The organism is Mesorhizobium subarcticum (genome assembly GCF_055456085.1).
This window is the reverse complement of the sequence record NZ_CM144237.1, coordinates 4,805,151-4,822,565: the sequence shown is the minus strand read 5'-3', so window position 1 is coordinate 4,822,565 and position 17,415 is coordinate 4,805,151. Positions and strand designations below refer to the sequence as shown.

Annotated in this window: 18 protein-coding genes; 9 read left to right on the top strand and 9 right to left on the bottom strand. The window is 62.8% G+C overall.

The annotated features are described in order from the left end of the window. Window positions 1-18 precede the first annotated feature (18 nt). The 3 genes from ACZYHG_RS23415 to hflX all read left to right on the top strand — a co-directional run bounded on the left by ACZYHG_RS23415 (window position 19) and on the right by hflX (window position 2,665). Window positions 19-882, top strand: a complete 864-nt coding sequence (locus tag ACZYHG_RS23415) for a D-amino-acid transaminase (protein ID WP_464610583.1) — start codon at window positions 19-21, stop codon at window positions 880-882. Between the two features lie 145 nt (window positions 883-1,027). Continuing rightward, a complete protein-coding gene (gene hfq / locus ACZYHG_RS23410) occupies window positions 1,028-1,273 on the top strand; it encodes an RNA chaperone Hfq (RefSeq protein WP_006202172.1) in 246 nt (81 codons plus the stop codon). Beyond that, window positions 1,274-2,665 carry a GTPase HflX gene (gene hflX, locus ACZYHG_RS23405; RefSeq protein ID WP_464610582.1) on the top strand — a complete coding sequence of 464 codons (1,392 nt, stop codon included), beginning with the start codon at window positions 1,274-1,276 and terminating at the stop codon, window positions 2,663-2,665. Window positions 2,666-2,785: 120 nt separating this feature from the next. On the opposite strand, the gene mazG is transcribed toward hflX, so the two are convergent. Then, window positions 2,786-3,610 (bottom strand): nucleoside triphosphate pyrophosphohydrolase, encoded by an 825-nt coding sequence (gene mazG, locus ACZYHG_RS23400; RefSeq protein ID WP_464610581.1) that lies wholly within the window; start codon window positions 3,608-3,610, stop codon window positions 2,786-2,788. Window positions 3,611-3,690: 80 nt separating this feature from the next. Beyond that, window positions 3,691-4,878 carry an amino acid aminotransferase gene (locus ACZYHG_RS23395; protein WP_464610580.1) on the bottom strand — a complete coding sequence of 396 codons (1,188 nt, stop codon included), beginning with the start codon at window positions 4,876-4,878 and terminating at the stop codon, window positions 3,691-3,693. A 173-nt stretch (window positions 4,879-5,051) separates the two neighbouring features. Here ACZYHG_RS23395 and ACZYHG_RS23390 point away from each other — a divergent pair, with 173 nt between their 5' ends. From ACZYHG_RS23390 to ACZYHG_RS23365, 6 genes are all read left to right on the top strand, one after another. Next, window positions 5,052-5,645 carry a histidine phosphatase family protein gene (locus ACZYHG_RS23390; protein WP_464610579.1) on the top strand — a complete coding sequence of 198 codons (594 nt, stop codon included), beginning with the start codon at window positions 5,052-5,054 and terminating at the stop codon, window positions 5,643-5,645. A 108-nt stretch (window positions 5,646-5,753) separates the two neighbouring features. Then, complete coding sequence (locus ACZYHG_RS23385; protein WP_464614772.1) at window positions 5,754-6,287, top strand: sigma-70 family RNA polymerase sigma factor; 534 nt, start codon at window positions 5,754-5,756, stop codon at window positions 6,285-6,287. Further along, window positions 6,284-7,057, top strand: coding sequence for an anti-sigma factor family protein (locus ACZYHG_RS23380; protein ID WP_464610578.1), 774 nt, complete (start codon window positions 6,284-6,286; stop codon window positions 7,055-7,057). The genes ACZYHG_RS23385 and ACZYHG_RS23380 overlap by 4 nt, the downstream gene beginning before the upstream one ends. A gap of 23 nt (window positions 7,058-7,080) precedes the next feature. After that, a complete protein-coding gene (locus ACZYHG_RS23375) occupies window positions 7,081-7,797 on the top strand; it encodes a Bax inhibitor-1/YccA family protein (protein ID WP_027028926.1) in 717 nt (238 codons plus the stop codon). A 168-nt stretch (window positions 7,798-7,965) separates the two neighbouring features. Then, window positions 7,966-8,850, top strand: coding sequence for an aldose 1-epimerase family protein (locus tag ACZYHG_RS23370; protein WP_464610577.1), 885 nt, complete (start codon window positions 7,966-7,968; stop codon window positions 8,848-8,850). Window positions 8,851-8,887: 37 nt separating this feature from the next. Continuing rightward, complete coding sequence (locus ACZYHG_RS23365; protein WP_464610576.1) at window positions 8,888-9,667, top strand: pyrroline-5-carboxylate reductase; 780 nt, start codon at window positions 8,888-8,890, stop codon at window positions 9,665-9,667. Window positions 9,668-9,709: 42 nt separating this feature from the next. On the opposite strand, the gene ACZYHG_RS23360 is transcribed toward ACZYHG_RS23365, so the two are convergent. The 7 genes from ACZYHG_RS23360 to ACZYHG_RS23330 form a co-directional block, all read right to left on the bottom strand. Further along, window positions 9,710-10,615, bottom strand: coding sequence for an agmatinase (locus ACZYHG_RS23360; RefSeq protein ID WP_464610575.1), 906 nt, complete (start codon window positions 10,613-10,615; stop codon window positions 9,710-9,712). 479 nt (window positions 10,616-11,094) lie between these two features. Further along, a complete protein-coding gene (locus ACZYHG_RS23355; RefSeq protein WP_464610574.1) occupies window positions 11,095-11,916 on the bottom strand; it encodes an MBL fold metallo-hydrolase in 822 nt (273 codons plus the stop codon). Between the two features lie 3 nt (window positions 11,917-11,919). Further along, window positions 11,920-12,714 (bottom strand): TatD family hydrolase, encoded by a 795-nt coding sequence (locus tag ACZYHG_RS23350; protein WP_464610573.1) that lies wholly within the window; start codon window positions 12,712-12,714, stop codon window positions 11,920-11,922. Continuing rightward, entirely contained in the window at window positions 12,714-14,267 is a 1,554-nt protein-coding gene (metG, locus tag ACZYHG_RS23345; RefSeq protein ID WP_464610572.1) for a methionine--tRNA ligase, read from the bottom strand. Before metG ends, ACZYHG_RS23350 begins: the two co-directional genes overlap by 1 nt. 138 nt (window positions 14,268-14,405) lie before the next feature. Continuing rightward, window positions 14,406-15,461, bottom strand: coding sequence for a DNA polymerase III subunit delta' (locus tag ACZYHG_RS23340; RefSeq protein WP_464610571.1), 1,056 nt, complete (start codon window positions 15,459-15,461; stop codon window positions 14,406-14,408). Continuing rightward, window positions 15,458-16,132, bottom strand: a complete 675-nt coding sequence (gene tmk, locus ACZYHG_RS23335; RefSeq protein WP_464610570.1) for a dTMP kinase — start codon at window positions 16,130-16,132, stop codon at window positions 15,458-15,460. The genes ACZYHG_RS23340 and tmk overlap by 4 nt, the downstream gene beginning before the upstream one ends. A 76-nt stretch (window positions 16,133-16,208) precedes the next feature. Then, window positions 16,209-17,372, bottom strand: coding sequence for a D-alanyl-D-alanine carboxypeptidase family protein (locus tag ACZYHG_RS23330; protein ID WP_464610569.1), 1,164 nt, complete (start codon window positions 17,370-17,372; stop codon window positions 16,209-16,211). Window positions 17,373-17,415: the final 43 nt, after the last annotated feature.

Here is a 17,415-nt window from a genome sequence, read left to right as displayed (position 1 = left end):
TTTTCTGAGGGACCACCCATGCCGCGCATTGCCTATATCAACGGGCGCTACATCGCTCACGCGGACGCTTCCGTGCATATCGAGGATCGCGGCTATCAGTTCGCCGATGGTGTCTACGAGGTCTGCGAGGTGGCGCGTGGCTTCATCGTCGACATGCCGCGCCATCTTGCCCGGCTCAACCGCTCACTGAGCGAACTGTCGATCGCCTGGCCGGTGACCCCAAACGTGTTGCCGCTGATCCTGCGCGAAGTGGTCAACCGCAACCATGTCGTCAACGGCCTGGTCTATCTCCAGGTGACGCGCGGTGTCGCTAGCCGCGATTTCGTTTTCCCGTCGGCGGATACCAAGCCGGCTTTGGTGGTGACCGCCAGGAAGGCCGATCCTGCCGCCGGCGCGAAACGGGCCGAGACGGGTATCGCGGTCATCACTGTGCCTGAGAACCGTTGGGATCGTGTTGACATCAAGAGCACCGGGTTGCTGCCCAATGTACTGGCCAAGCAAAAGGCCAAGGAGGCCGGCGCGCAGGAGGCGTGGTTCGTCGACACCGACGGTAACGTCAAGGAAGGTGGCTCGTCGAATGCCTGGATCGTCACCCGGGACGGCGTCCTGGTCACCAGGCCGGCCGAGCACGGCATCCTGCGCGGCATCACCCGCACCACCATGTTCGAGGTCGCGTCGAAGCTCGGGTTAAAGATTGAGGAACGTGGCTTTTCCGTTGCCGAGGCCAAGGCTGCACGCGAGGCATTCATCAGTTCGGCGACGACGATTGCCATGCCGGTCGTGTCGATAGATGGCGATTCCGTCGCCAATGGGCACCCCGGCTCAATAACACTTTCGTTGCGGCAGGCCTTTTTTGACATTGCGGAAAAAAGTCCAGCCTGATAACCGCACAGGTGGAATGAACATCAATATATCTCGTTCTGCTTGTCGTTACTGACGACAAGACGGTGTTTGCGAGCTTGACATGCGCCCGACAATTTGGCGCATTGGTTTGCAAACCGAAGGGGATCGGCGAAAGACAAGAACAATGGCGGAACGATCGCAAAACCTTCAGGACCTGTTCCTGAATTCAGTTCGCAAGAGCAAGAACCCGCTCACCATCTTCCTCATCAACGGCGTGAAGCTGACCGGCGTGGTCACTTCGTTCGACAATTTCTGTGTCCTGCTGCGCCGCGACGGTCACTCCCAGCTCGTCTACAAGCACGCCATTTCCACGATCATGCCGAGCCAGCCGGTTCAGATGTTCGATGGCGAGGAAAGCCAGGGCGCCTGATTGGCACGTGACAAGGACGCGGACGGTACGGTTCGCGGAAAACCAGCACATCATCCCGGGACGGAAGCCAAGGGTCCGACCCGGGCTGTGGTCATCGTGCCTGTGCTTACCCGCCACCAGCGCAACGACGATGAGACGAACCGTCCAAGGCTGGTGCGTTCTCCCGAGGCCCGTCACGACGAAGCGGTCGGCCTTGCCCGCGCGATCAACCTTGATCTGATCCACACGGCGGTGGTGACCGTCAACGATCCGCGCCCTGCGACACTGCTTGGCAGCGGCAAGGTCGCCGAATTCGCCGAGATCGTCAAAGAGGGTCATGCGGAAGTGGTCATCGTCGACCATCCGCTGACGCCGGTGCAGCAGCGCAATCTTGAAAAAGAATTCAACGCCAAGGTGCTGGATCGCACCGGGCTGATCCTTGAAATCTTTGGTGAGCGCGCCCGCACCAAGGAAGGCACGTTGCAGGTTGAACTTGCCCATCTCAACTACCAGAAGGGGCGCCTCGTGCGCAGCTGGACCCACCTTGAACGCCAGCGCGGCGGCGCCGGCTTCCTCGGCGGCCCCGGCGAAACCCAGATCGAGTCCGACCGGCGGCAGCTGCAGGAAAAGATCATCAAGCTCAAGCACGAGCTGGAAACGGTGCGCCGCACCCGTGACCTGCACCGGGCCAAACGCAAGAAGGTGCCGTTCCCGGTGGTGGCGATCGTCGGCTACACCAATGCCGGCAAGTCGACGCTGTTCAACCGGCTGACCGGAGCCGATGTGCTGGCCGAAGACATGCTGTTTGCCACGCTCGACCCCACGCTTCGCCGGGTGCGGCTGCCGCACGGCACGCCGATCATCCTGTCGGACACGGTCGGCTTCATTTCCGACTTGCCGACGCATCTGGTCGCCGCCTTCCGCGCCACGCTGGAAGAGGTGGTCGAGGCTGACCTTGTCATCCATCTGCGTGATATCTCGGATCCCGACACCGCCGCGCAGGCCGAGGATGTCGAACGCATCCTCGCCGATCTCGGCGTCGATGCCGGTGATGCCAAGCGTGTCATCGAGGTGTGGAACAAGGTCGACCTGCTCGACGACGGCAATCGGGAGCGTCTGCTTGCCGATGGTGCCGACGCCAACAAGGCGCCGCCGATCGCCATCTCGGCCATCACAGGCGAAGGCATCGATGCGCTGAAAGCGCTGATCGAGACCAGGATGTCGGGCGAGCTGGAGGAACTGACGGTGACCATTGAGCCGGCGCAGTTCGGCCTCGTCGACTGGCTCTACCGCAATGGCGACATCGTTTCGCGCACCGACAATGAGGATGGCAGCGCGACCATCTCGCTCAAGGCAACGCACACGGCCCGGCAAGAGATCGAAAGCCGATTGCATCGCAAGAACAAGGACTAGATCGTTTCGCCGAAACGGTGAAACGATCGATTTCTTTTTTACGCAATTCCCAAGGGAAAGCGCTACGCGCTTTTCCCGGGAAAATCGCGCACACTTTTCCTGGAATTGCTCGAAGTCCGCTTACTTCTTGCCTTTGGCTTGCTGCCAGAGCGCTTCCATCTCATCCAGCGTGGCTTTTTCCAGCGTGCTTCCCGACGCTTCCAGTGCGCGTTCGACATAGTGAAAGCGTGAGCGGAACTTTTCATTTGTGCCGCTGAGCGCTGCTTCGGAATCGAGCTTGAGGTGACGACCCAGATTGACGACGGCAAACAGCATGTCGCCGAACTCGTCCTTGATCTCAGCCGTTTCGCCCTTGGCCAGAGCCTCGCGCAATTCGCCGATCTCTTCCTCGATCTTGTCGAGGATGGGCGCCGCCTCGCTCCAGTCGAAGCCGACGCGGGCAGCCTTCTCTTGAAGTTTCAGCGCCCGTGTCAGGGCGGGCAGGGCGACCGGCACACTGTCCAGGAACCCCTTGCCATTGTCTTCCGGGTCGAGGCCGCGAGCGAGGCGGGCGCTGCGTTTCTCCGCCTTCTCCTGCGCCTTGATCCTTTCCCACATGCCCTTGGCCATGCCGGCACTACGCGCCTTCTCGTCGCCAAAGACATGCGGGTGGCGGCGGATCATTTTCGTGGTGATCGCCTGAACCACATCCGGGAAGGCGAATTCGCCAGCTTCCTGCGCCATCTGGGCGTGGTAGACGACCTGCAGCAGCAGATCGCCGAGCTCGTCGCGCAGATCGTCAAGATCGCCGCGCGCGATGGCGTCGGCCACCTCATAGGCTTCCTCGATCGTATAGGGCGCGATGCTCGTGAAATCCTGCTCGATATCCCAGGGGCAACCGGTCTTGGGCTCACGCAGCGCCGCCATGATCTCGATCAGGCGCGAAATGTCTTTGGATGGCGTCATACGCGGGATGCTATCCTGCGGCCCGACGCGCGGCCAACGCTGTCAGCCGGCGAGGGGGCCTTGTCCACAGGTGAACCGCTTCAGTCGAGTACGGAAACGATCGCCTTGGCGAGGTCATCCATGCCGTCCTCGGGCAGTCCGGCGACGTTGATGCGGCTGTCGCCGACCATGTAGACGCCATGTTCAGCACGCAGCCGCTCGACCTGTGCTTCCGTGAGGCCAAGCCGCGAGAACATGCCGCGATGGCTGGCGACGAAATCGAAGCGGTCGGAGTTGGACTGCCGGCGCAGTGCCTCGGCGAAAGCCACGCGAAGCCTCAGCATGCGCAGGCGCATCTCTTCCAGCTCGGCTTCCCAGTCCGCACGCAAGACGTCGTCTTCCAGCACGATGCGCACGGCGGCAGCCCCATGGTCTGGCGGCATCGAATACATGGCGCGCGCCGCTGACAGCATCTGGCTCATCGCCACATCAGCTTGCGCGCCGTCCCTGGCCACGACCATCGCCGCACCGACACGATCGCGGTAGACAGCAAAATTTTTCGAGCAGCTCGACGCAACGACCATTTCCGGAACTTTGGCCGCCAGCAGCCGCAGGCCAAGGGCGTCGGCCTCGAGGCCGTCGCCAAAGCCTTGATAGGCGATGTCGACAAATGGCAGCAGGCCGCGCTCGACGACCAGATCGGTGACGGCCTCCCACTGAGCCGCATCCAGGTTCGCGCCGGTCGGGTTGTGGCAGCAGCCATGCAGCAGCACCACGTCGCCGCTGCTGGCCGTGCGCAACGCGGCCAGCATGTCGTCGAAACGAACCGCACCCGATGCCGCATCAAAATAGGGGTACTCGCGGATCTGCAGGCCGGCGGCGCGCATCACTGGCATGTGGTTCGGCCAGGTCGGGTCCGACAGCCAGACGACGGTCGCGTCCGAACGCGTCCGCTTCAGCAACTCCGCCACCAGCCGCAACGCGCCGGAGCCGCCGGGCGCTTGTGCTGCCCGGATGCGCGTCATATCAGCGCCGGGGCCGAAGGCGAGCTTGGCCATCACCGTGTTGAAGCCGGTGTCGCCGGCAAGTCCGAGATAGGTCTTGGTGTCCTGGCTATTGAGCAGCCGCTTTTCGGCTTCGCGCACGGCGCGCATGACCGGCGTCTTGCCGTCGCGATCCTTGTACACGCCGACGCCGAGATCGACCTTGTTGGGGCGTGGATCGGCGCGATAGAGACCGATCAATGCCAGAATCTTGTCGGCGGGAGCTGGCTGCAGGTCTTCAAACATCGCTATGGTTCCGTTGGCGCGGCGGAGTGATACGCAAATCGGACGTGATGCACCAGCGCTTTTAGTTGTGCGAAACAGAAGGCGGTGCCCAAGGCCTTTCGATCGAAACGATAGCCGCTATTCTAATCACAGCATATGCACCGCTTTGAAGGCGGCTTAGGGATGACTGCTTCATGCTGGTACGGCTGACGATGATCTGCAACGGTGCCACGGCCGCGACCCGGAAGGGTGCGTTCCCGGGGGACGAGCCGCTGGAGCCGCGATCGCTGGCACTGGCGAAGGCGATGCGCGGAACGCTGCGCCGCGCCGACCGCGTGTGGACAGCGCCAGCACTTCGCGCCCGCCAGACCTCCGAGGCGCTAGCGCTCGAAGCATCGGTCCAACCGCTTCTGGCGGACCAGGATCACGGCCGCTGGGCCGGCCGGAGTTTTGAGGAAGTCCAGGCGGAGCAGCCCGAGGGCATAGCCGCCTGGCTTACCGACCCCAATGCGGCCCCGCATGGCGGCGAGTCGCTGGCCGAGGTTGCTCGCCGGACCTCCGACTTGATGGACCGGTTAATGGCGGAGCGTGGTCACACAATCACCGTGACCCATGCCAGCATCATTCGCACAGCGATCCTGCACGTCCTCGGCGCGCCGCTTGCCGCCAGTTGGAAGATCGATATCGAACCGCTCAGCATCACCGATTTTCGCAGCGACGGCGGCAGATGGGTTCTGCGCGCCTGCGGCGTAACAACTCCCAAACCGTCGAAAACACTTCGCCCCTGAAAACCAAGCTTGGGGAGGGTACTGGCAAACCCGGCCCCTTCGGCGAACCCGCCAAAGAAAAAATCGCATCGCCGGGATTAAAATCCCCACATGCTCCGTAAACAGGACATGAAACGGTCGATGCCACGCTTTGACATCATAGGACAGCTCGGATCGCTGCGCCGCTACGCACAGTCGCTGACGCGCGACAGTGCGGACGCCGAGGATCTCGTGCATGATGCGCTGGTGCGCGCCTATGAGCGGCGCGGCACCTTCCGCTCGGGCGGAAACCTGCGGGCCTGGCTGCTGTCTATCGTTCACAACGCGTTTGTCGACCGCATGCGCTCGCGCCGCTCGGAAGCGGCGCGCGTCGAACAGGCCGGATACCTTGCCGATGCCAGCACGCCGGCGCCACAGGAGCATTCGGTGCGCCTGGCGCAGGTGCGGGACGCCTTCTTCAAACTGCCGGAAGAACAGCGTTCGGCGCTGCATCTGGTCGCCATCGAAGGGCTTTCCTATCAACAGGCGGCCAATGCCACCGGCGTGCCGCTGGGCACGCTGATGTCGCGCATCGGTAGGGCACGCGCCGCCTTGCGCCAGATGGAAGACGCCGCCCCGGGGCGCGGAAAAAATCATCTCAGGATTGTGGGAGGTGAGCCATGAGCGCTCTTGTCGACCCGGTGACCGACACCGACCTCGACGCCTATGTCGACGACCAGCTGGATGTCACCCGCCGCATCGAGGTCGAGGCATTCCTGTCGACCCGTCCAGAGACCGCCGCGCGCGTGATGTCGGATCTGCGGACCCGGGACGAACTGCGCGTGGCGCTTGCTGGCTCCAAAGGCATGGCGCGACCGGCGACCGCTGACGCGGCGCGACGGCTGGAGAGGGGGCTGGCGCGGGGCCGCATCTTCGGCGTGTTACAGCGCGCTGCCGCGGTTGCCGCCTTCGTTGCCGCCGGCTGGCTGGCGAATGGTATCATCGGGCCGATGTCGGTGACCAAGGTCGTCGCTTCACCGCAGCCGCCGGCCTATGTCGACGAGGCGGTGCGCGCGCACAGAACGACGTTGGTGCGCGAAACCATGCCCTCGCAGCCGGAAGCGCCCAATTACAATGCCAGCGAGATCCGTGCGGCGACCGCGATCGTCATGCCGTCGCTGCCCAAGGACTGGAAGGTGCGCGACGTGCAGATCTATCCCTCGCGCTTCGGCCCGAGCGTCGAGATGGCTGTCGACACCAAGGATATGGGGCTGGTGTCGCTGTTTGCGATCCGGCCGGGAACCTTCGATGTGGTCAAGCCGACCGTCGCACCCTCGGGCGATATTTCCTCTGCCTATTTCCAGATCGGCGAGGTCGCCTATGCGGTGGTCGGCAAGAGCGGGGTCCATGACCTCGACCGCGCCGCCGAGACACTCGCCAAGACGCTTTACTGACCGATCCATAAAGGAGACTGCAAATGAACACGCCCAATCTGGGATATCGCGTTGGCACCGGCGCCCAGACCGGAGCCGTCTTTGACGAGGGCCTGCGCCAGCACATGCTGCGCGTCTACAATTACATGGGCCTTGGCCTTGTGGTCACCGGCCTGGTCGCCTTCCTGGTGTCATCGACACCGGCGCTTTACGTGCCGATCTTCTCCAGCCCGCTGAAATATGTGGTGATGCTGGCGCCGCTCGCCTTCGTCCTGCTGTTCTCGTTCAAGATGCAGACCATGTCGGCGGCCAGCGCCCAGGCGATGTTCTGGGCCTTCTGCGCGGTGATGGGCCTGTCGCTCGCCTCCGTGTTCCTGGTCTTCACCGGCACCAGCATCGCGCGCACCTTCTTCATCGCGGCCACCATGTTCGGCGCCACCAGCCTCTATGGCTACACGACGAAGCGCGACCTGACGCAGTTTTCGTCGTTCCTGATCATGGGCCTGATCGGCGTGGTGATCGCCAGCATCGTCAACATCTTCCTCGGCTCGACGGCGCTGCAGTTCGCCATTTCGGTGATCGGCATTGCCGTCTTCATCGGCCTGACCGCCTGGGACACGCAGACGATCAAGGAACAGTATGCCGAGAATTTCGACGCGGAATCGCGGCAGAAACTGGCCGTCTTCGGCGCCTTCTCGCTCTATCTGAACTTCATCAACATCTTCCAGCTGCTGCTGAACTTCACCGGAGAGCGGGAGTAACGACTATCCGCTGTGGGCAAGGGTGGGGTTCTCGCCCTTGATGCGGAGAGGTGGCCGGAGGAGAGATCCTCCGGCCACAATTCGTTCCGCCAGGACCGACTACGGCTTGAGTTCCTCAAAAGCCTTTGCTAGTCTGCCTCGCAACAGCCTTCAAAACCGCGAGGACATATGGGTCAGGACAGCCAGACGCTCCATGGCGACGGCATTTCGGCTGTTATAGTCGGGCAGGGTGCCGAGCTGGTCTCGCTGCAGGATGCGCAAGGATTTGAGTACTTGTGGCAGGCCGGGCCGGAGTGGCGGCGCCATTCGCCGGTGCTGTTTCCAATCGTCGGCCGGCTGAAGGGCGACCAACTGCGCCATCGCGGCAAGACCTATCCAATGACGCAACACGGCTTCGCGCGCGACAAGCCTTTTGCCTGGGCGGAGAGGGGGCCTCGGTCCTGTACGCTGGTTCTGACCGATGATGCCGACACGCGCGCGCACTACCCCTTCGCCTTTCGCCTTGCCGCGACCTACACACTGGACCGTCAACAGCTCGGTGTGGCCCTGGAGGTCACCAACACCGGTGACGAGCCGTTACCGGCCTCGGTCGGCGCGCATCCGGCATTCAACTGGCCATTGCTGCCGGAATTGTCCAAGGAGGCCTATCGGCTGACCTTTGCCAATGATGAGCCGGCACCGATCCGCCGCTTGAAAGATGGCCTGTTGCTGCCAGCACCGCAGCCGACGCCGATCAAAGGCAAGACGCTTGCACTGTCCGAACGGCTGTTCGATGAGGACGCCGTCATCTTGGATCGACCCGCCAGCACCAGCGCGCGCTACGCCGCCGACCGTGGTCCGGCGATCGAAATGTCATGGCAGGGAGCAGAGGAGCTCGGCATCTGGTCCAAGCCGGGCGGCGCGCCGTTCCTGTGCCTCGAGCCCTGGCACGGCGTGGCAAGCCCGGCCGATTTCGACGGCGAATTCGCTGACAAACCTGGCGTGATGCTGATCGAACCGGGCGCGAAGCGGTCGCTGAGTTACCGGATCAGCTTGGAGCAGGGGCCGTTGTGACCAGCGGACGACCAGACGGAAAACCGTGGGACATCAAATGAAACTTGGCTTCATCGGCACAGGCGCGCTCACGGCCGCCATTGTCACCGGGCTCAAATCCGTTGCCGGCAACTCGGTCTCGGTGGTGTTGTCGCCGCGCAACGAAGAGATCGCAGCGGATCTCGCTTCCCGCTATCCGAATGTGGATGTTGCCGCCGACAATCAGGCGGTACTCGATGAATGCGACACCGTCATGCTGGCCGTCCGGCCGCAGATTGCCCACCAGGTGCTGCCCGAATTGCGGTTTCGGCACGACCATCATCTCATCAGCCTGATCGCCACCCTGTCGCGGGAGGAAATCGTCGGCCTGGCCGCACCCGCGAAACGCGTGACGAAAGCGCTACCTATGCCAATGATCGCCCAGCGGCTCGGGGCGACGATCGTTTACCCGCCCGATCCGGGCGTAGCGGCGTTGCTGGCCGGGCTGGGGAAGGTGATCGAGGTCGAGAGTTCCAGAGAATTTGACGCGTTGAGCGTCGTGACCGCAACCTATGCGACGTATTTCAAATACCTCGATACGATTCATCGCTGGCTGAAAGCGCATGACGTTCCGGATGCCAAGGGGCGCGATTATATCGCCGCGCTCTTCACGGCTCTTGGCCACGCTCCGGAGACGGCGCCCGATGCGGACTTCACCCATCTGGCGCAGGACTATGCGACCCGTGGCGGCATCAATGAGCAGGTCCTGAACGAACTCACGGCCCGTAACGTCTTCGATGCGTTGGCGGAAAGCCTGGACGGCGTCCATCGTCGCGTTTCAGCGGCCGGCACCACATAAAAGGCCAAGCGCAGACCTGACCGCCGAAAGAGAAGCCAGCTCTCAAACCTGCCGGACGATGGCGCCGATCACATTGACGAGAAGGCGCGCGGCGGTCAGCGCTGACAGGCCGTCAATGTCGGCGGGGGGATAGAGCTCGACAAGGTCGAATCCCGCGATCCTGGCCCGCTTGCCGAGGCCCGCGATCAGGTCGATCACCTGCGTGTAGGTGAGGCCGCCCGGCGTACGCGCGGCTACGCCCGGCATGATGCCGGGATCGAGACTGTCGCAGTCGAACGTGACGACGACTCGTGCGCCTTCCGGAATATGCCGAAGGGCGGCCTCCACACCTTGAGCATGAACCTCGCGCGCGGTCACGAAACGGCTGCCGTAGTGCTGCGCCGTTTCGATTTCAGCGCGGCGCGCGCTGCCGACGCTGCGCAGGCCGACCTGCACCATGCCGGCGACATGCGGCATCTCGCTCGCTCGCCGCATCGGGCTCGAATAGCCGTAACGTTCGCCGTGCACCTCGTCGCGCCAGTCGATATGGGCGTCGATCTGCAGGATCCAGACCGGTCCGTGATCGGCAAAGCCGGCAAGGAACGGAATGACGACGGAATCATCGCCGCCAAGCAGGATCGGCACGGCCGGTAAGGACAGGACTTCGCGCGTCTTCGCCTCGATCCGGTCGCGGTTGCCGGCATTGTCATGCAGGATGGTCAAGATGTCGCCGGCGTCGACACAGGAGATCGGCTTGCCGTCGAACAGCGGCCCGCCGAGATCGAAATCCCAATGCTCGACGAGCGAAGCCTCATCCTTGCTGGCTGCGCGGATCGCGTCGGCTGCCAAGGCATGGCCGCTGCTGTCCTTGCCGGGATAGGCGCTGCCGTGGCCGGCTCCGAAGATCACCGCACGAGGCGTGCGGCCATCGGCGAGGCGATCGGGAAAGCCGAGAAACGATGCGGTCATTAGCTTGATGGTCCTGATGATATTGGGTGGGAGGTTAGCACGCGTGACGACACATTTCGCTATCTCCGGACCCATGTCTGAAAGTCGCATAAGATAGATTATGGAACTATCATATTGATCGGCGGATGGAAATTGCCGCTGATTTTCATAGGCTTGGCACTATCGATGCGTGTTGCCTTGAGCGGATCGCCAACGCTACGCTGCGAGAATGACGACAACAAAGCGTGAGATCGAAGTGGCGATCGAGGTGTTCGTACATGGCCGTTCGGAGATCTCGGCTACCGGCTGCTTCGGAGATGTATGTTGAGCCTTCGCACCGGCGTCGCGGCACCAGTCGCTGATGTCCAAAATGCTGCATGACGATCTGGCGCTTGGATCGAGGTGCTGGGTGCTGGCGGCGACGCACGCCCCGCATGGGCTACGAGCGCATCGGCACACCGCTGATATTCCAACCAAAAAAGAGAAATGAAAAAACGTGTTTATGGCGCTGATTTATAAGGAATTTCGATGACCATGCCATCATAGGCTGGCACTACGTTGTCCGGCGTCTCGGCCATCACCGTAGCGTAGTCCAACGGCACGTGCATGTGCGTCAGGACAGAGTGTTTCGGCGCCAGCCGTTCGATCCATTCAAGCGCCTGGCCAAGCGATATGTGACTCGGGTGCGTCTTGTACTGCAGCGCGTCGATGATCAGGACATCAAGGTCACGCAGTCGCTCGGCGGTGGCGTCGGGGAAGTCGCTGATATCAGGGCAATAGGCCAGCTCGCCAATGCGGAAGCCGAGCGAAATGATGTCGCCATGGATCTGCGGCAAGGGCTCGAAGGTGAGGGCACCCCCCTCTCCTTCGATCACGACAGGCGTGGCGTGGTCGATGATATGGGCGCTGACGATCGGCGGATAGGAACTGCCTGGTGGCGTCTCGAAGCAGTAGCCGAACGCCTGGCGCAGCCGCAGCATTGTTGGCTCGTCGGCATGGACATCGATCCGGTGACGCTGATCATGGACGAAGCCGCGCAGATCATCGATGCCGTGAATGTGGTCGGCGTGCGGATGCGTGTAGACAGCAGCGTCAATGCGCCTGACCGATGCCATCAGCATCTGCTGACGAAAATCCGGTCCGGTATCGATGACGACTGTCGTCCGAGCGCCATTCGCCGTGATCCGCTCGACCAGCACAGCAGTGCGCATACGCCGGTTCTTTGGATTGCCCGGATCGCAATTGCCCCAGTCACCAGTGATGCGCGGTACGCCTGGCGACGAGCCGCAGCCGAGAATGGTGAGGCGCAGCCGGTCAGTCATGCTCTAGGCGCTCCGTAGATCCGGACGCGGCATTTTCTCAAACAGCCGGAAGAAATTGTTGGTCGTCAATGTTGCGATTTCCTGCTCGCTGACGCCGATCGTCTCCGCCAGCACCTTGGCGGTGTGCGCGACATAGGCAGGCTCGTTGCGCTTGCCGCGAAACGGGATCGGCGCGAGATAGGGCGCATCGGTTTCGACGAGCAGCCGGTCGTGCGGTAACTCGGCGGCGATGGCGCGCAGCTCCGGCGAGTTCTTGAACGTCAGGATGCCCGAAAACGAGACATAGCCGCCGAGCGCGACGCCGATTTCGGCCAGCCGGCGTCCCGAGGAGAAACAATGCAGGATGAAGGGGAAAGCGCCCTTCCCTGTCTCCTCCTCGAGAATGGCGGCCATGTCGTCATCGGCATCGCGTGAATGGATGACGAGCGGCAGCCCGGTCTCGCGAGCAGCGGCAATGTGGGTGCGAAAGCCCTGTGCCTGCGCCTCGCGCGGCGCCTTGTCGTAGAAATAGTCGAGCCCGGCCTCGCCGATCGCCACCACCTTGGGGTACGCCGACAGACGCACGAGCTCGGCAGTGGTGACGTCGAGCTCTTCGGCCGCATTGTGCGGATGGGTGCCGACGGAGCAATAGACCTCGTCGAAAGTCTCCGCGATTTCAAGGATTTGCTGAAAGCGCTTCACACGGGTAGAGATCGTCACCATGCGGCCGATGCCGGCCGCTTTGGCGCGGGCGACAATGGCCGCCCGCTCCTCGGCGAAATCTGGAAAATCCAGATGGCAGTGGCTGTCGACAAGCATCAGGCGTTCGCGCCCGGCTGTTCGACGTAGCGCGGAAAGACGCCTTCCGGCGCGGGCAACGCCGTGCCGGGAACCAACGCATGGTCGGCATGGACATGCACGAAATCGCGCTTGTCCGCCGGCACCGCCAGCAGGTCGAGCAGCTTCGTCGCCGAGCCCGGAATGTAGGGTTGGCTCAGAAGTGCGACGCGACGAACGATTTCGGCGGTGGTCCACAGCACCGTTTCCATCCGCGCCGGGTCGGTCTTCTTCAGCGCCCAGGGCTCCTGAGACGTGAAATAACGATCGGCTTCGGCGGCCACGCCAAAGATCGCCGCCAACGCCAGATGGATGCCCTGCTCCGCCATTGCCTTGCGCGCCGTGCCAAGCGCTTCCACCGCCTGGTCGAGGATCGCCCTGTCGGCTTCGGTTAGCCCGCCACGCTGCGGCACCACGCCACCGCAATTCGCAGCGATCATCTTCAGAGAGCGTTGCGTCAGATTGCCGAGACCATTAGCGAGGTCGGCATTGGTGCGGTTGACGATCGCTTCATGGCTGTAGCTGCCGTCCTGGCCGAACGGCACCTCGCGCAGGAAGAAATAGCGCACCTGGTCGAGACCGTAATGCTCGATCATGGTGAACGGGTCGATGACGTTGCCGACCGACTTCGACATCTTCTCGCCGCGGTTGAACAGAAAGCCGTGGCCGAAAACGCGCTTCGGCAGCGGGATGCCGGCCGACATCAGGAAGGCCGGCCAGTAAACCGCATGGAAGCGCACAATGTCCTTGCCGATGATGTGCGCATCGGCTGGCCAGAAACGCCATTTCTCATCATTTTCATTGGGATAGCCGACACCTGTGATGTAGTTTGTCAGCGCATCGACCCAGACATACATCACGTGCTTCTCGTCGCCCGGCACCGGCACACCCCAGTCGAAGGTGGTGCGCGAGATCGACAAATCCCTCAGTCCGGATTTGACGAAGCTCATCACCTCATTGCGGCGCTCGGCCGGACCGATGAAGTCAGGCTGGTTTTCATAAAGCGCAATCAGCTTGTCCTGATAGGCCGAGAGGCGAAAGAAATAGCTCTCTTCCTCGACCCATTCGACCGGCGTTCCCTGCGGCCCATAGCGAATATCGTCAGGACGGACCTCCGTCTCCTCCTCGCCGTAATAGGCTTCGTCGCGCACCGAGTACCAGCCGGCATAGCCGCCCTTGTAGATGTCGCCATTCGCGTCCATCGCCTTCCAGATCGCCTGCGAGGCCGCGTAATGCCGCTCTTCGGTGGTCCGGATGAAATCGTCGTTGGACGCGTTGAGCGCGGTCGCCATGCGCTTGAAATCGGCCGAGTTGCGATCGGCCAGCTCGCGCGCCGAAATGCCTTCGCGCTTGGCCGTCTGCAGCATCTTGATGCCGTGCTCGTCCGTACCGGTGAGGAAGAAGACCTGCTTGCCGTCGAGCCGCTGGAAGCGTGCGAGCGCGTCGGTGGCGATCAGCTCGTAGGCGTGGCCGATATGCGGCTTGCCGTTCGGGTAGGAAATCGCTGTCGTGATGTAGAATGTGTCGCGTGACATGAATGAACCATCATGAAAGTCTGAATGGAAGCCGTGGCGGTGGATATCGCATCGGAATGGCGATTGCCATCCCGGTGCTGATGCATGCCGCCCAAAAGTGGCCCCGGTCTTGGGGCGACGGCATGCACGACGAAACCGTCACATTCGCATTGCAGAATTCAGGCGGTCGATCATGGTCAGGGCGTGCTGCTTCTTGTCGAGATTGTAGGTGTCGGTCTCAGATATAGCGTCCAGCGCCTCATGCCAAGTGTCCGACAGCGTTTTGGCCCGTGCGAGATCCCCGGCGAGGGCAGCCTCGCTTGCCGCGTCCGACAGGAGGTCGAGAGCCCGGCGGTTGAAGATATCGAACTGGATCGCCTGGTCGCGCCCGGCAACGGCTTCCGCCAGCCGATAGGCTCCGTTGACGTCGCTCTTTCCCTTCGCCACCAGCGCATCGAGCGTCTGGGCGATCTCCAGCCCGCCATATTGCGTCAGCAGGATCGCGTTGCGGGCGCTGCCCCCTGCCCGCTCGACCAGGGCTGCCCGCGCGGCCGGATCGTCCGGTGGCGGCGGGTCGGCGGTTTTCAGCACCGCCAGCAAGTCGTCGGTATCGAGCGGCGTCAGGCGCACCACCTGGCAGCGTGAGCGGATCGTCGGCAGCAGGCTGCCCGGCGCATGGACGATGAGAATGAACAGCGTTCGCGCCGGCGGCTCCTCAAGGTTCTTCAGCAAGGCATTGGCGGCATTGGCATTCATGTCGTCGGCGGGATCGACGATGACAACCCGGTAGCTGCCGTCATGCGAGGTCAGCGACAGGAAGCGGTTGACCTTGCGGATCTCGTCGACGGTGACCACGGTCTTGAAGCTCTTGGTCTTGTCGTTCAGTGGGCGGGTCAGATGCAATACGCCCGGATGCGCTCCGGTTGCGATCTGGCGAGACAGCGGCGAGGCCGGATCGGGCATGGCAAGGCTTTCCGGCGCCTGTTCGAAGGCCGGGTGCTTCAGCAGGTGATGCGCCAGATGGAAAGCCAGCGTCGCCTTGCCGATGCCGACCGGTCCGGAAAAGATCAGCGCATGTGGCAGCTTTCCCGACCGATAGGCGGCGGCGAGCATGCCGGCTGCTTGCCCGTGCCCGACCAGACGCGGCGTTTCGGACGGTTCGGGCACGCCGTCCAGCGTGTCATGCTGTTCGGGCGCAATGCGTTCGAAGATCATACCGGTGCGGCCTGCCTATTGCGCGCGGGCGCCCTCGCCTCCAATGCCGCGAACACGGCCGCGGTGACGACGTGCTCCACCGTATCGGGATCGGCGGACGCGTTGATGACGATGCAGCGTTCCGGCTCGGCCGCGGCGATCGCCAGAAAGGCCTCGCGGCGGGCCTGATGGATGGCGAGCGTTTCCTTCTCGAAGCGGTCGGCGTCGGCGTCGTTGCCGCGCCGCAGCGTCGCGCGCCTGAGGCCCTCGGCCGGATCGATATCGAAGATCAGTGTCATGTCTGGCATCATGCCGTTGATGGCAACCTCTTCGAGCGCCGCCATGAATGCCGGATCGATGCCACCGGTGACGCCCTGATAGACACGTGAGGAATCCAGAAAACGGTCGCACAGCACGACGGAGCCGCGCTCGACCGCCGGCCGGATGACCTGCTCGACATGGTCGGAACGGGCGGCAGCGAAGAGCAGCGCCTCCATCTTCGGTCCGAATGGCTCCGCCGCGCCCGAGAGCAGCACATGCCTGACTGCCTCGGCGCCCGGCGAACCGCCGGGTTCGCGCGTCAGCAGGACATCATACTTCTTGGCGCGCATCTTCCTCGCCAGCCGCTCGATCTGCGTCGACTTGCCTGCGCCTTCGCCGCCTTCAAAGGTGATGAAAAATCCGCGCGCCAATCGAAAGGGCCTTTGTCCATGTGGATTGTTGCGCTCTAGATAGTCCGCGTTCGGGAAAACGTCCATGCCGTCGGCGCTATCGCAGCCAGCCGATCGCCAGTTCCTTGACGGCATCGAGCGCGCGCTGCGGCAGTGTGCCGACACCGATCGATTCAGCGGCGAAAAGCGGTGTCTCCTGGCTCAGTGTGTCGCCGATGAAGACGCGCAGCGCCCCCACCGGCTGGCCCTCCTCCACGGGTGCCGCAACCGGGCCAGTATAGACGATCCTGGCCGTCAGCTTGTCACGGTTGGTGATCGGCAGGAAGATGTCGATCGGCCCATTTGCCTTGAGCGTCACGCCGGATTTCGCACCGCCAAAAACCTGCGCCTCGCCGACCACCTCGTCCTTGGCGAAGATTTCGGTCTTCTGGAAGGAGCGCGCGCCCCAGTCGAGCAGCTTTCGGGCCTCCTCGGCACGCTCCTTATCGTTGGCCAACCCGCTCATCGCCATGATCACCCGCGTGCCGTCATGGCTGACCGAAGCGACGATGCCGAATCCCGACGCCTCGCTCGCGCCGACAGCCAGGCCATCGGCGCCGATATCCATCGCCAGCAGCGGGTTGCGGTTCTTCTGCGAGATCTTGTTCCAGGTGAAATCCTTCAGGCCGTAGTAGCGATAGAAGTCGGGATAATCGCGCCACAGATGCAGTGCCAGTTGCGCCAGTTCGCGCACGGTCGTCTGCTGGCCGTCGGCCGGCAGGCCGGTCGAATTGACGAAGGTCGATGTCTTGAGGCCGATCTGGTGCGCGCGCTCAGTCATCTCAGCGGCAAAATTGTCCTCGGACCCGGCCATCCCTTCGGCGATGACGATGCAGCCGTCATTGGCCGCCTGCACGGTCACGCCCTGGATCAGGTCCTCAAGGCGGATCGCCGATTTGAGCTTGGCAAACATCGTCGATGTTCCCGACGGGGCGCCGCCCTTGCGCCAGGCGTTTTCGCTCACCACGAACGTGTCGTCGAGTTTGAGGCGTCCGGATTTCAGCGCGTTGAAAACCACTTCCATGGTCATCAGTTTGGCCATCGAGGCCGGCGGGATCGGCTTGTCGGCATCTTTCGAGAACAGCACCGTGCCGGTGTCGGCATCGATCATGAAGGCCTGTGTGGCCTTGGTCTCGAAAAGCTGCGCTTGGGCTGGAGCGAGTGAAAGCAGAAAGCCGAGGAGCAAAAACCCGGCAAAAGGCTGTAGCAAGCGAAACTGCATGAAATTCAATCCGTTGGCCGGTCCCTCCGGCAAGCCCGCGAAA